Here is a 14,134-nt window from a genome sequence, read left to right as displayed (position 1 = left end):
CCCGAGTTCACCGCTCAGGCGCGTCAGCAGGCGGTGAACTGGGAGGTCGAGCCCTCGGTGCCCAGGTCCACGCGGAGCGTGCCGCGGTCCTCCTGCAACGGGTAGACCACGCGCCAGTGGATGCAGTCCGCCTGCAACTCCGCCGGCGCCTTGATGACGTCCTGGGTGCTGGTGAACGTCATCAGCACCCGCAGCCTGGTACCCGACACCGACTCGATCCGGTGCACCAGGATCGACCCGTCCCGCGAGCTCTCGTAGTCCGACAGCCACCGCGACTTCGGCGTCTGGCCGACCCGGTGTGCGGTCACCGTCCTGGTCCACTGCTCGTAGTCGTGGTCGTTGATCGCGTCGAAGAACCGCTGGAGCACCTCGCGCACGCGTTGGCCGTCCGGGTGCTGCGCCGCGTCGACGCTCAGCTGCACCGCGCCGCTGCCCGGCTGGGCGCTGCGCGGCACCGAACCCGGCTGCCCCGGACCGGGCGTCGCGACCTGGCCGCCCTGGGGCACGACGGGCCGCTGGTAGGCCTCACGCGCCAGCACGCCGACGCCGGCCGTCGCGGCGGCGACCAGGAGCACGGCGGGCAGCAGCAGACGTGCGGACACCTCACGAGCGTGCCACAGCGGCCATACGGACCGATAATCACCCGTACGGCCCAGCGGCCGACCCGCACGATGCGGTTCCACCAGGTGGATCCGACTACCCAGAATGGTCATAGGGGTATGGGAGCCACGTTTCCGCAATATGGGGCCGCAGCCGGTCCCGAATATTTGGACCAGCCCCTTCCACCAGCCCTTTCGGCACCGTCCGTGACGAAACCCGCAATTCAGCGGAAAAACCCTGAACCCGCAGGTGAGCGCCACTGAACGCGAAGAACGATCACGTTTCGTTTAGCCTCCTCCGGTAGCCGATCTCCACTCCGTCGTGTAGCCAAACATCGCGATCGGGTGACTCGTGATGCGCCTATACGTACTAGCAGTACCGATCCGAGGATTCCTCACACGCACGAACGGACGTCAACACCCCCCGAAATGGTGGATTGGCTTATCTACCATTGACGTGCGGAAATAACTCGGTCGCACAAATCGCAAGGAGGCGAAAACCCGTGGATCTCCGCTATGAGGCCTACTGCTTCGCGGACCGTCTGTTCTACGACGTGCAAAACCACGCGGAAACCTCCGAAGATGATTTCTCGAAGGTGCTCCCCACGTTGCCGGAAGGCTGGTCGCAGGGCGATCGCAACATCTGGCGGCACACCTACCCGCAGGGCGTGCCGCTGCCCAAGCAGGGCTGGAAGATCCACGTTTCGGCCACCGTGCTGAACGCGGGCGAGGTGCTGCTGAAGTCCTACGAGTACCTGGTCGCCCGCCGGATCCCGTTCAAGTACCTGCGCACCCAGTCCATCGTGCTGGCCCGCAACTCGAAGTACGCGCCCCGTGAGGGCAGCGGCAAGCTCATCACGATCTACCCGGCCGATGAATCCGAGCTGGAGTCGACGCTCCTGGAGTTGTCCGAAATCCTCAAGGGCCAGTCGGGCGCCTACATCCTGAGCGATCTCCGCTACGGCGCCGGCCCGTTGTTCGTCCGCTACGGCGGGTTCGTCGAGCAGTGGCTGGAGAAGGACGGCAAGCGCGTGCTGGCCATCGAGGGCCCGGACGGCGCGCTCGTGCCCGACCAGCGCAAGCCGACCTTCTGGACCCCGGAGTGGGTGAAGATCCCGGCGTGCCTGGAGGAGCACCTGGCCGTGCGCCGGGCGGGCAGCGCGGATGACTTCCCCTACCGGGTGCTCCGCTCGCTGCACTTCTCCAACGGCGGCGGCGTGTACGAGGCGATCCGCAAGTCCGACGACCGGCGGTTGGTGCTCAAGGAGGCCAGACCGCACTCGGGCCTGGACCGGCTGAACATCGACGCGGTCGCCCGGCTGCACCGCGAGCACGAGATGCTGGAGAAGGTCGCGGACGTCCCGGGCGTGCCCGAGGTGTTCGAGCGCTTCAGCGCGTGGGAGCACGAGTTCATGGCCATGTCCCAGGTGCCCGGCCGCCCGCTGGGCCAGTGGCTCGGCCAGAACTACCCGCTCACCCACCACGAGATCTCCGACGAGGCGGTCGCCGCCTACACCGAGCGCGCGCTGAAGCTCATCGCCGACGTCGAGCGGATCATCGGCGACGTGCACGACCGCGGCCTGGTGTTCTGCGACCTCCACCCGCTCAACGTCCTGGTGGACGACGACGACTCGATCTCGCTGATCGACTTCGAGCTGGCGTTCCGCGTCGAGGAGGACAAGAAGCCCACGCTCGGCTCGCCGGGCTTCCAGGCGCCGCCGGACCGCAGCGGCTTCGAGATCGACGAGCACGCCCTCGCCGCGCTGCGCCTGTACCTCTTCCTGCCGCTCATCACCATGCTCGAACTCGCGCCGGTGAAGCTGCGGTCCCACGTCGACTTCATCCAGCGCCGGTTCGGCCTGTCCGACGAGTACTGCGCGAAGATCCTCGCCGGCTTGGAGCGCCGCGTCGACCCGCCGACCGAGTCGCCCACGACCGTGCTGGACGCGCCGGAGCCGGACCTGCCGGTGGTGCTCAAGATGGTCTCGGCGGCGATCCTGGCCAGCGCCACCCCGCAGCGCGACGACCGGCTGTTCCCCGGTGACGTGGAGCAGTTCGAGACCGGCGGCGCGACGTTCGGCCACGGCGCGGCGGGCGTGCTGCACGCGCTGGACGTCACCGGTCAGGGCCGGTTCCCCGACCACGAGCGGTGGCTGCTGGAGGCCGTGCGCCGCGACCCGCCGAAGGAGCCCGGCTTCTTCAGCGGCGCCCACGGCATCGCCTACGTGCTGGAGAACTTCGGCCACCACGACCTCGCGGGCGAGTTGGTCCGCTCCTACGCCACGATGGTGCCCGACACCGAGGACCACGGCCTCAGCTCCGGCCTCGCGGGCATCGCGCTCAACCTGCTGCACTTCGCCGGCACGCGCGACGACGAGACCTACGCCGAGCAGGCGGTGGAGCTGGGCGAGCGCCTGGACACCGCGCTGGCGAACGTCGAGCCGCCCGGCGACAAGGCCCGCGCGGGCCTGGAGCACGGCTGGTCCGGTCCCGCGCTGCTGTTCCTGCGCCTGTTCGAGCGCACCGGCGACCGGCGCTGGCTGGACGTGGGCGTCAAGGCGCTGGAGCGCGACCTGGCCGAGACGATGATCGCGCTGGACGGCTCGACGCAGGTCCGGGACGGCACCTCCCGCACCCTGCCCTACGTCGGCACCGGCAGCGCGGGCATCGCCCTGGTGCTCAACGAGTTCCGCCTGGTCGAACCGGACCTGCCGGTGCTGGACAAGCTGCCGGAGCTGCTCGGCGCCACGACCGGCGAGTTCGTCATCCAGCCCGCGCTGATGCTGGGCCGGGCCGGTCTGCTGGCCACCCTCGTGCACACCGGTGGACCCCGGCACGCGATCGACCGGCACCTGACCTCGCTCTCCTGGCACGCCGTCCCCTACCAGGGCGGACTGGCGTTCCCCGGCATCCAGCTGCGGCGGTTGTCGATGGACCTGAACACCGGTGGGGCGGGCGTGCTCCTGGCGCTCGGCACCCTCGCGAACGGCACGCCGATGCTGCCGTTCCTCACAGCCCCGACCCTCGCGGGTCGGTAGCAGTACCCCGTTTCAATCCCCCGAATAAGGAGTTACCACCATGGACTTCATCCTCGACCTGCAGGACATGGAGACCCCCGAGGCCGCTTCCAACGCGATGGCGTCGGGCGGCAGCAGCAGCGGCGGCGGCGGCAGCACGTCCGCCTCGGGCCTGTCGCTGCTGGGCTGTGGCGCTCACTCCACCGTGAGCCTCGTGATCTGCTAGTTCGACTGGCAGCTCAGCTGCACCGGGGTGAGCGGCGCAGTCGAAGTGCGCCGCTCACCCGGTCTCGGGGGTTCGACGGCATGCCGTCGGACCCCCGACACATGATGCGCCCGACCGCGGCAACCGCCATAGGAGTCCCAAGGCATGGTGCTCTCTTCCGTCGTGCGGCGAGATCCCCGCTGGCTGCTGCTGGCGCTGAACGCGCTGCCGGCCACGACCGCCGGACTCCTCCTGCCCACCGCGCTGGCCTCGGCGGTGGACATGGCGCTGGCCGGGCGGCTGGACCGCGGCACGGTGTTGTGGCTGGTGGGGCTCGCGGGCGTGGAGATCCTCGGTGACGCGATCGGCGTGGTGCTGGCGGCGGCGATCACCGCGAGCGGCGCGGCGTGGCTGCGGCGCCGGCTGACCGCCCACCTGGTGGCCTTGGGCCACCCGACGCGGTTCGAGCCCGGTGACGCGGTGAGCCGGCTGACCGGTGACAGCGCGATCGCGGGCGGCGTCTCGGTGCTGGCGGTGAACCTGGGCATCTCGGCCCTCACCGCGGCCGGCGCGATCACCGCGTTGGCGCTGCTGGACTGGCGGCTCGCGGTCGTGTTCCTGCTGAGCATGCCGCTGGCGGCGCTGCTGGTGCGGTCGCACCTGCGGCTGACGGCCGCGGACGTGGCGACTTATCAAGAGGTGTCCGGCGAGCTGTCCGCGCGGTTGGTGGACGCCGTCGGCGGGCTGCGCACGATCGCCGCCTCCGGCCGAGCCGACCAGGAGGCCGAGCGGGTGTTGCGGCCGCTGCCCCGGTTGACCGCCGCCGGTGTGGGCATGTGGCGCACCCAGGCGCGGATGATCTGGCGGGCCGGGCTGCTGCTGCCCGCCGTGGAGCTGACCGTGCTGACCGCCGCCGGGTTCGGCGTGGTCGCGGGCCGGTTGAGCATCGGCGACGTGCTGGCCACCCTCGGCTACGTGGCGCTCGGGATGACGGTGGTCGGCCAGGCCACCCTGCTGACCGCCCTCCAGCGCGCACGGGCGTCCGCGCAACGGCTGGACGAAGTGCTGTCGACGCCCGTGCCCGACGAAGACCCGCCGGGCGGCGCGGCGACCGGCGAACTGGTGCTGACCGGCGTGACCGTGTCCGGCGCCCTGCACGACGTCGACCTGACCGTGGCCGCCGGGACGTTCGTGGCCGTGGTCGGCCGGTCCGGGTCGGGCAAGTCGGCGCTCGCGTCGGTGATCGGCGGGCTGACCCGGCCGTCCACCGGCCAGGTGCGGCGCGGCGGGTCCGTCGGCTACGCGTTCGAGCGCCCCTCCCTCATCGGCGCGACGGTCGGCGACACGGTCCGCTACGGCACGTCCCGCGACCGGGACGAGGTGGAAGCCGCCTGCCGTGCCGCGCAGGTGCACGACGTGGTGGTGCGGCTGCCCGAGGGCTACGACACCCCGATGTCGGCGGCGCCGATGTCCGGTGGTGAGGCGCAGCGGCTCGGGTTGGCGCGCGCGTTCGTGCGCGATCCGGCGGTGCTGGTGCTGGACGACGCCACGGCGAGCCTGGACATGGTGACGGAGTCCACTGTGGAACGTGCGGTCGAGTCGGCGCTGCCCGGTCGGACGCGGGTCGTGGTCACGCACCGCGCGGCCACCGCGCGGAGGGCGGACGTCGTGGTGTGGCTGGACGAGGGCCGGGTGCGCGCGGTGGGACCGCACTCCGAGCTGTGGGACGACGACGAGTACCGGGCGGTGTTCGGCTGATGACGTACCTGCGGGCGTTGCGCGACCAGCGGCGCGGCATCGTCGTGCTGCTGGGCTGGTCGGTGTTGGAAGGGGTGCCCGCGCTGCTGTCCGGCCGGTTGGTCGGGTTGGCGGTGGACCGGGGTTTCGCGGCCGGCCGGCCCTGGGTCGGCGTCGGGTGGCTGCTGCTGTTCGCCGCGGTCGCGGTGCTCGGCGGGTTCGGGCTGCGGCAGGTGTTCATGCGGCTCGGCGCGGTGGTCGAGCCGTTGCGGGACGCGCTGGTGCGCCAGGTCGTGCGCGGTGTGCTGCACGGTGGTTCGCAGACCCGTCAGCCGGACGCGAGCGCGGTGGCCCGGATCACCCGGCACGTCGAGGTGGTGCGCGACGCCACCGCCGGTGTGCTGGTGCAGGCACGGGCGTTGCTCGTGACCACGGCGGCGGCGCTGGTCGGGTTGGCGGTGACGGTGTCGTCGTTGGCGTGGCTGGTGATCCTGCCGGTGGTGGCGGCACTGGTGCTGTTCGGTCTGCTGCTGCCGTCGTTGGCGCGCGGCCAGCGGCGGCTGGTGCTGGCCGACGAGCAGTCGGCGGCGGTGGCCGGCACGGTGTTCCTCGGCATGCGGGACGTGGTGGCCGTCGGTGGTTCGGAACAGGCCCTGCACGACGTGATGGAGCAGGTGGACCGGCAAGCCTCGGAGACCGTGCGGATGGCGTACGCCACGGCGCTGCGCGGTGTGGTGATCGCGCTGGGCGGTTTCGCGCCGCTCGTGCTGCTGCTGGTCGTGGCGCCGGGGATGGTGCGGGCCGGCACGTTGACGGTCGGCGAGGTCCTGGGCGCCGTGGTGTACCTGAGCACCAGCGTGCAGCCCGCGCTGCGGCGGTTGGCGGACACGACGAGCACCATCGTGCTGCGGCTCGTGGTGGCGTTGCGGCGGTTGGCGGAAGCGGCGCCGATCGTCGACGTGCCGTCGGGCGACGCGGTGCCCGACGGGTCCGGGTTGGAGCTGCGCGGCGTGACGTTCGGGTGGAGCGCGACGGCCGAGCCCGTGGTGCGGTCGCTCGACCTGGTCCTGCCGGAGGGCACCCACCTCGCCGTCGTCGGCCCGAGCGGGATCGGGAAGTCGACCCTGGCCGGCCTCGTGACGGGCCTGGTCGAGCCGCAGGCGGGCGTCGTGCGGTTCGGCGGCGTGCCGGTGCGTTCCGTGCCGGCGGAGGTGCGGCAGGAGCGAATCGCCCTCGTGCCGCAGGAGACGTACCTGTTCACCGGCACGGTGCGCGAGAACCTGGCCCTGTTCACACCGTCGGCGTCCGACGCGGCGCTGCTGCGCGCGGCGGAGGCGGTCGGCGCGGCGCAGCTGGTGGAGCGGTTGGGCGGCCTGTCGGGCACAGTGGGCCACGCGGGCGGCGGCCTGTCGGGCGGCGAAGCGCAACTCCTGGCCGCCGCGAGGGTCTACGCGTCACCGGCGGACGTGGTGATCCTCGACGAGGCGGCGTCAGCCCTCGACCCGGCGGCCGAGGCAGTGGTGGAACAGGCCTTCGCGGCCCGAGGCGGCACCCTGATCGTCATCGCCCACCGCCTCTCCTCGGCGCTGCGGGCGGACCTGGTCCTGCTCATGGACGGCGGAGCGCCACTGCTGGGCAGCCACGCGGACCTGCTGGCGACCGCCGCCCTCTACCGCGACCTCATGGCCGCCTGGCAACCCGTTCCCACCGCAACACCGGCCCCACCACTGCCCAGCTCCCACCCCGCCGTCCTCTGGCCACACCCCGCCGGGCGGGGTGTGGCCACATCCGAACGTTCAACTCGAGGTACCTGAACGTAGGACACGCTTGTTCTGAACGTAGGACTCGCGTGCTGGGCGGGGGAAAGCGGTGCTCAGCCCACCCGGTGCAACCAGGTGACCGGGGCGCCGTCACCGGCACGCCGGAACGGTTCCAGGGCGTCGTCCCAGGCCGCGCCCAGGATCTCGTCCACCCCGTGCGCGAACGACTCGCCGCCTCGGCTGCGCGCGGCCAGTGCGCGAAGTTGGTCCTCTGAAACAACTATGTCGCCGTTCGCGCTCGTTCGCGCGTGCCACAACCCCAGCACGGGCGCGAAGCAGTACCTCACGCCGTCCACGCCCGGACTCGGGTCTTCCGTCACCTCGAACCTGAGCATCGGCCACGCCCTGAGCGCGGACACGAGTCGGGCACCGGTGCCGGCGTCGCCGGTCCAGTTGCATTCGGCGCGCAACTGACCGGGCGCCGCGGGTTGCGCCGCCCACTTGAGGTCCGCCCGCTCACCGAGGGTGCCCGAGATCGCCCACTCGACGTGCGGACAGACCGCAGACGGCGACGAGTGGACGTAGACCACGCCACTGCTGCTGCCACGGGTGCTCACAGCTGACCTCCGCTACTCGACGAGGGACGTCTTCCCCTACGACCTCTCGAGGATGCGGACGATCTTGCGAATTCCCGACTTGGTCATTCTGCCCGCTGCGGCAGCAGTCCGCCATAAGAACCATCGCGTTCCTCACCCGGGCGGGTCGGATACAGGTCTTTCGACCCCAATCGGCGACCTCGCGGGCCGGGACCGCGCCGTGGAGGTCACTTTCCGGGATCACCCGGCCACGGTCACGTGATCTCCGGACGATGATCACGATCTTGGGACCGAACAGCACGGACGGGACCCACCGATCGCGGCCATCCGAGTGATGACTGTCACGCGGTGCCATCTCCAGCGATGCGCCCGACCGACCACACCTCTGCGGCGCTACCGTGTCCGACCGTGTGGAACGCCGAACGTCAGACCGTGTGGAACGCCGACGCGTGGGCCGCCGAACGGCGCGATCTCGTGGTGATCCCGTGCGGCTGATCCGACTCGGGACCGAGCCCTCCGCGGTGGGCGCCGACGTGCGCGCCGCGTTGAGCACGTGGGGCAACGGCGACGCCGTGCTCGGCGGTGTCGCGCTGCTCGGGGTGCGGCCACCGGACAGCCCGCGCGACCTGGACGCGGTGATCGTGCTGCCGCGCGGCGTGCTCGTGGTCGTCGGCGTGGACCTGCCGGACCCGGCCATGCGGCTGGAGGCCCCGCTCAACGGGCAGTGGAAGATCGACGGCTGGCCGCTGACCCACCCGGACGGCGCGACGAGCCCGGCCGCCGAGGCGCTCGCGGCCACCACCGCCGTCGCCCGCCGCATCCAGGACATGCGCGGAGAGCCGCTGCCGGTCACCACGGTGGTGGCCGTGGGCCCGTACGTCGGCCAGGTCGTGCAGTCGACCGTCGACCTGAACCGCGGCGTGCGCGTCCTGCACCCGAAGCCGACCACGCTGCTCGCCGCCGCACGGGAGCTGGCCACCAGCGACCGGCCGTGCTCGGCCGAGCACGCCGCCAAGCTGGTCGCCGTCCTCGCCCCGACCGGCCCGCCGCCCACCCGCCAGCACCTGATCGCCGAGGGCTTCTCCGACGCGGCGGCCGACCTGGCGTCCGCCAGCACGATGCTGCTGCCGAAGATCACGCCCGTGCGGGCGGGGCGCAAGCTGCTGCCCTACGCGGCCGGCGCGGTCGTCGCCCTGCTGCTGGTCATCGCCCTGATCATCTCCCTGTCCTCGAACGACACCGCGGTCAGCTCCACGTCCACCGCGCCGGCGCCGCAGCCGACCACGGTCGTCGTGGACGGCCGGAACTTCTCGCCACGCGGCGCGGACCGGACCGACGACTGCGCCTCGCACGCGTTCGGCGACGTCCGGGGCTGGCTGACCGGGCACCTGTGCATGCAGCTGCGGCGAGCCCAGTACGAGACCACGGTGGACGGCCGCAAGGCCGGCGTCGCGATCGCCGAGCTGAGCCTGCCCGACGCCACCCGGGCGACCGAGCTGCACGCGATCGCGTCGGCGGCGGGCTCGGGCGGCGTCACCACCCTCGTCAAGGACGGCAAGGGCTGGCCGGGCGGTCCGACGACGTTCGACCGGTCGGCGATCCGCGTGTCGGCGAAGGGCGCGCAGCTGCGCATCACGCAGGTGGTGTGGGCCGAGGGCGATCAGGACCCGGCCGACCCGGAGCTGGCCGAGGTCGCCGACCAGGCCCTGAGGCTTCCCGCCGCGCAGGGGTGATCCGCCGGGGGTGCTCCGGGAACCGCCGACCTCAGCGCCCGGTGCGCACCATGCCGACGCCGATCAACCCGAACGCCACGTGCAGCACGATCACCAGCCCGGCCACCGCGCACAGCGTCTCGGTGCCCGGTTTGCCGGCGATCGCGCCGAACGAGAACAGCCACCCGCCGACCGCGATCGCGAACCCGGTGAACAGCACCGACTTCGGCACGTGCGCCAGGCACAGCAGCGCGCTGGACCGCGCGCGGAACAACGTGTGCAGCACGACCGGCACGATCAGGAAGCCCGGCAGGTGCACCGCGACCGGCGGCCACGAGGGGCCGCCGGGCAGGAACGTGGACGCGATGACGAAGGCACACCACAGCACCGCGCCCATCGCGAGTGCCACCGTTCCCCTGGTCACACCCGCAGTCTAAGGAGCTGAAGCCGCATTTTGCGGTTAAGAGTCCCTATGGCCGCACGGTCGATACGGCACTCAGCGCAGGGTGTACACGATGTGCTGACCCAACGTGCACCCAGCGTCAGAGACCGTAGGCCTCGAGCAGCCTCAACCACACCTCACTGATGGTGGGGTACGCCGGAACGGCGTGCCACAACCGGTCCACGGTGACCTCGCCGACGATCGCGATGGTGGCCGCGTGGATCAGCTCGGCCACGTCCGGACCGGCGAACGTGACGCCGACGAGCGTGCGCTTGCGCTCGTCCACGATCATCCGCGCCTTGCCCTTGTACCCGTCCGCGTGCAGGGACGAGCCCGCCACCGCGATGTCCAGGTCGACGACCCGGATGTCGAGCCCCGCCTCGCGGGCCTGCGCCTCGGTCCAGCCGACCGACGCCACCTCCGGGTCGGTGAACACCACCTGCGGCACGGCCGTGTGGTCGGCCGTGGCGACCGGCGCGGTCCACGGCTCCGGGTCGGTGGCGCCGGTGACGATCGCCGTGCCGACCGCCCGCGCGGCGTACTTGCCCTGGTGGGTCAGCAACGCGCGGCCCGTGACGTCGCCCGCCGCGTACAGCCAGTCCACTCCGGACACCCGACCGGTGTCGTCCACCTCCAGCGCCTCGCCCGCCGTGAAGCCGAACTGCTCCACGCCGAGGTCGAACGTCGCCGGCTGACGACCGGTCGCGATCAACAGGTGCCTGCCCGACACCGCGCTGTCGTCGGACAGCTCCAGCGACACCACACCGTCCGAAGTGGACACACCGACCGCCTTGACGCCGGTGACGAGCCGGACGCCGTCCTCCCGGAGCCCTTCCGCGACCAGGTCCCCCGCGAACGCCTCGAACTTCGGCAGCGGCCGTTGCCCGGACACGACGAGCGTGACGTCGGAGCCGAGCCGCGCCCACGCCTGCGCCATCTCCACGCCGACCACGCCGCCGCCGAGCACCACCAACGACTCGGGCACCTCCTGCGCGGAGGTCGCCTCGCGGGACGTCCAGTACGGCACGTCCGACAGGCCGGGCAGCGACGGGACGCGCGGCACGCTGCCCGTGCACACCACGACCGCCTTCGTCGCGGTCAGCACGCGGCCGTCGACGTCGACCCGGCGCTCACCCGCCAGCCTGCCGCGACCGCGCACCACCGTCAGCCCCGCGCCCTCGGCCCACTCGACCTGGCCCGAGTCGTCCCAGTCCGAGGTGAAGCCGTTGCGCCGCTTCAGCACCTCGGCCGGGTCGAGCCGCTCGCCGACCGGCACGCCCGGCACCCGGCGCGCGGCGGCGAGCGCGTGGCCCGGGCGCAGCAACGCCTTGCTCGGCATGCACGCCCAGTACGAGCACTCACCGCCGACGCGTTCGGCTTCCACCAGCGCGGTCCGCAGGCCACCGGCGGCGGTCCGGGCGGCGGCGTTCTCGCCCACCGGGCCGCCGCCGATCACGATCACGTCGAAGTCGTCGCTCACCGGTCCACCCCACACCACCCGGACCGGCGCGGCAAGTCACGCGGGGTCGAACACCCCGGACAACATCTTCACGATCACCCCGTCAGCGGTGCGGAGCACCACCGGGCGCTCGTCTGGGTCGACCCGTTCGGCCAGCTTGAACATCGCGTCCGCGGTCTGGGCGGCCATCCGGAACGTCAGCATGACCGGCGCGTCGCCACGCACCGCGAAGCGGGTCAGGAACAGCTCCCGCAGCCGTTCGGCCATCAGCTCGTACTGGTCGACGGAGGAGTCGAGGCGGTGGCCGTCGAGCAGGTCGCTGAACCGCACCCGCCCGAAGCCGGGGATCTCGACCAGCATCCGCAGGTAGACGGCGACCACCTGGCGCACCGCCTCCCGCCAGTCCTCGGCGAGCCGCCCCTCCGTGAACAGCGCTTCCACCCGCCCCAGGTACTCCTCCATGCCGCGCAGGGCCAGCGCGTGCACGACAGAACGCTTGTCCGGGAAGTATTGGTAGAACGATCCAATTGGCACGCCGGCTAGCTCGACGATCCGGGCGGTGGTGATGTCGTCGTAGTCGTAGTCGTTGAGCAGCGTCGCACAGGCATCGACAATCGCGGACACCGTCGCGGCGCCGCGCTGCTGAACGGGCTGACGACGCATCACCTTGGCTAAGCGGTTTTCGGCGGGATTTTCTGGCACTCGCACATCTTGATGGATACGGACCGGTAAGCCCAAACAGGCGAATCCAGAATGTGATGTGAGGTTCGCTCGACTTCCCTCGATCTATTTGTTGGGGTGCAAAACTATTTGCATACCCTGACCGGATCGCGAAATCCGGCCCACCTCATCGGGGCCCGCGCTGCGCCGGGACGGGTTCGGGCAGTTCACCGGGTGTGCCACCGGTCCGCGGCCGTTCGGCGGAAGCCGCGCGGACGATCGGCGTCCCCGGTCGTCGGCGCGGTGGCCGAGTCACGTAGGGGCCGACCAGCCGGGCCAGCACCAGCCCCGGCGCGACCAGCGGCACCACCGCCGACAGCGCCACCGCCGTCGCGCCCGCCCGGGCCACGTCCCGGGGGATGACCGCCACCCGGTCGACCACGAACGCCCGCCGCCCGGTGATCGACACCAACCCCATCACCACGAGGAACACCGCCAGCGACAGCAGCGCCCACCGCACCGCGACGTAGCCGACGTCCTCGGCCGCCGCCATCACCGCGAGCCAGCCGACCGACGCCGACGCCTGCCGGCTCGCGCTCGTCATCGCCCACAGCAGACCGCCCGCCACGGCCAGGAACCCGGTGCGGCCGTCGAACCACCCGCGCGTCGCGTCCAGCCAGCCCGTCGGCAGGCCGGCCCACCGCACCGGCAGCACCTCCAGCGGGCTCGGCGCGCCGAACGCCTGACCCACCACCCACGCCAGGGACCACGCCGACACGACCGCCGCGAACCCGAGCTGCCACCTGGACCGGTCCACCGCGACGCGGCACAGCCCCGCCAACTCCCGGCGCTTCTCCCTCACCCGTCCCAGCGTGCCGGAGTGATCATGGGCCGCGACCCGGTTTCACCCGCGTGCCTTCGTAGAGCCGCTCATCGGGTGGTGGAGCCACCGGGCAGCCGTCACCGGGCGTCGCGAGGACCCTCGCGCACTCTCTCGGGTGATCTACCCCGGCTCACCGCCGCACCTCGGCGGCACAGGCCACATCATGTCCAGCGGACACCACCCGATCACGAAGAGGAGGCGGCCGTGCGCAGGCTGCTACCGGCGTTGCTGGCGCTGTTGACGATCACCTGGACGGCCGGCGCGGCGGTCGCCGAACCGGACCTCGCCGAAGCGGACGTCGAGTACGTCGCGCTGGGCGACTCGTCCGCCGCCGGACCGCTCATCCCGCAGCAGGACCCGGAGGCCCCGGGCTGCATGCGCTCGACGCGCAACTGGCCGTCCGTGCTGGCCGAGCGGATCGGCGCGCAGCTCACGGACGTGACGTGCTCCGGCGCCGTGACCGATGACCTGACCGGGGCGCAGACCACCGTCGACGACCGGACGCAGCCACCGCAGGCCGACTCGCTGAGCCCGTCGACCGACCTGGTGACGCTCACCTTCGGCGGCAACGACATCGCGCTGGTCGACGCGGCGGTGAAGTGCGTCAACCTGCTGCCCCAGCCGATCGGCAGGTCGTGCCGCGACGAGTTCACCGCCGGCGGCCGGGACCTGCTGGCGGAGCGGATCGACGCCTACGCGGCCGAGTTCGCCGCCGCGCTCGACCTGATCTCCGACCGGGCGCCCGGCGCGCGGGTCGTGGTGGTCGGCTACGGCACCTACATCCGCCCCGGCGGCTGCTACCCGGACCAGCCGGTCTGGGGCAGGGACGCCGACTACCTGCAGGGGACCATCCACCGGCTGAACGAGCTGCTCGCCCGTGAGGCGGCCGAGCACGGCGCGACGTTCGTCGACGTCGAGTCGCCGAGCGTGGGCCACGACGCGTGCGCGCCGTCGCGGCAGAGGTGGTTCGAGGGCGTGGTCGCGACCGGGCCGGCCGCGCCGCTGCACCCGAACAAGGTGGGCATGGCCGCCGTCGGCGGGATCGTCGCCGACCGGTTGTAGCA

Annotated in this window: 12 protein-coding genes; 6 read left to right on the top strand and 6 right to left on the bottom strand. The window is 71.9% G+C overall.

Going from position 1 to position 14,134, the window contains the following annotated elements; genetic code table 11:
• Positions 1-23 precede the first annotated feature (23 nt).
• Positions 24-602, bottom strand: a complete 579-nt coding sequence (locus ACQPYE_RS07875; protein ID WP_498720276.1) for a hypothetical protein — start codon at positions 600-602, stop codon at positions 24-26.
• A gap of 500 nt (positions 603-1,102) precedes the next feature.
• Between ACQPYE_RS07875 and lanKC the strand changes: the two genes are divergently transcribed.
• From lanKC to ACQPYE_RS07855, 4 genes are all read left to right on the top strand, one after another.
• Positions 1,103-3,637, top strand: a complete 2,535-nt coding sequence (lanKC, locus tag ACQPYE_RS07870) for a class III lanthionine synthetase LanKC (protein ID WP_498720275.1) — start codon at positions 1,103-1,105, stop codon at positions 3,635-3,637.
• A gap of 40 nt (positions 3,638-3,677) precedes the next feature.
• Positions 3,678-3,842 (top strand): SapB/AmfS family lanthipeptide, encoded by a 165-nt coding sequence (locus ACQPYE_RS07865; protein WP_123743503.1) that lies wholly within the window; start codon positions 3,678-3,680, stop codon positions 3,840-3,842.
• 144 nt (positions 3,843-3,986) lie between these two features.
• The gene (locus tag ACQPYE_RS07860) at positions 3,987-5,579 is read left to right on the top strand and encodes an ABC transporter ATP-binding protein (protein ID WP_498720274.1); all 1,593 of its coding nucleotides are present in this window, start codon (positions 3,987-3,989) and stop codon (positions 5,577-5,579) included.
• A complete protein-coding gene (locus ACQPYE_RS07855; RefSeq protein WP_498720273.1) occupies positions 5,579-7,372 on the top strand; it encodes an ABC transporter ATP-binding protein in 1,794 nt (597 codons plus the stop codon). Before ACQPYE_RS07860 ends, ACQPYE_RS07855 begins: the two co-directional genes overlap by 1 nt.
• A 59-nt stretch (positions 7,373-7,431) precedes the next feature.
• Here the strand turns inward: ACQPYE_RS07855 and ACQPYE_RS07850 are convergent, their stop codons facing one another.
• Complete coding sequence (locus ACQPYE_RS07850; RefSeq protein WP_123743506.1) at positions 7,432-7,935, bottom strand: DUF3145 domain-containing protein; 504 nt, start codon at positions 7,933-7,935, stop codon at positions 7,432-7,434.
• Positions 7,936-8,399: 464 nt separating this feature from the next.
• Here ACQPYE_RS07850 and ACQPYE_RS07845 point away from each other — a divergent pair, with 464 nt between their 5' ends.
• Positions 8,400-9,647 carry a hypothetical protein gene (locus ACQPYE_RS07845; protein WP_498720271.1) on the top strand — a complete coding sequence of 416 codons (1,248 nt, stop codon included), beginning with the start codon at positions 8,400-8,402 and terminating at the stop codon, positions 9,645-9,647.
• Between the two features lie 31 nt (positions 9,648-9,678).
• Here ACQPYE_RS07845 and ACQPYE_RS07840 read toward each other — a convergent pair whose 3' ends face one another.
• The 4 genes from ACQPYE_RS07840 to ACQPYE_RS07825 form a co-directional block, all read right to left on the bottom strand.
• Positions 9,679-10,050, bottom strand: coding sequence for a hypothetical protein (locus tag ACQPYE_RS07840; protein ID WP_498720270.1), 372 nt, complete (start codon positions 10,048-10,050; stop codon positions 9,679-9,681).
• A gap of 118 nt (positions 10,051-10,168) precedes the next feature.
• A complete protein-coding gene (locus ACQPYE_RS07835) occupies positions 10,169-11,530 on the bottom strand; it encodes a dihydrolipoyl dehydrogenase family protein (protein WP_498722861.1) in 1,362 nt (453 codons plus the stop codon).
• A 54-nt stretch (positions 11,531-11,584) separates the two neighbouring features.
• Entirely contained in the window at positions 11,585-12,190 is a 606-nt protein-coding gene (locus tag ACQPYE_RS07830; protein ID WP_498720268.1) for a TetR/AcrR family transcriptional regulator, read from the bottom strand.
• Between the two features lie 184 nt (positions 12,191-12,374).
• Positions 12,375-13,049, bottom strand: coding sequence for a hypothetical protein (locus ACQPYE_RS07825; RefSeq protein WP_498720267.1), 675 nt, complete (start codon positions 13,047-13,049; stop codon positions 12,375-12,377).
• A 225-nt stretch (positions 13,050-13,274) separates the two neighbouring features.
• On the opposite strand from ACQPYE_RS07825, the gene ACQPYE_RS07820 reads away from it, so the two are divergent.
• The gene (locus ACQPYE_RS07820) at positions 13,275-14,132 is read left to right on the top strand and encodes an SGNH/GDSL hydrolase family protein (RefSeq protein WP_498720266.1); all 858 of its coding nucleotides are present in this window, start codon (positions 13,275-13,277) and stop codon (positions 14,130-14,132) included.
• Positions 14,133-14,134: the final 2 nt, after the last annotated feature.

Source organism: Actinosynnema sp. CA-299493 (assembly GCF_050946825.1).
Lineage (GTDB): Bacteria > Actinomycetota > Actinomycetes > Mycobacteriales > Pseudonocardiaceae > Actinosynnema.
The sequence above is the reverse complement of the archived record's forward strand: the minus strand, read 5'-3'. Positions and strand labels throughout refer to the sequence as shown.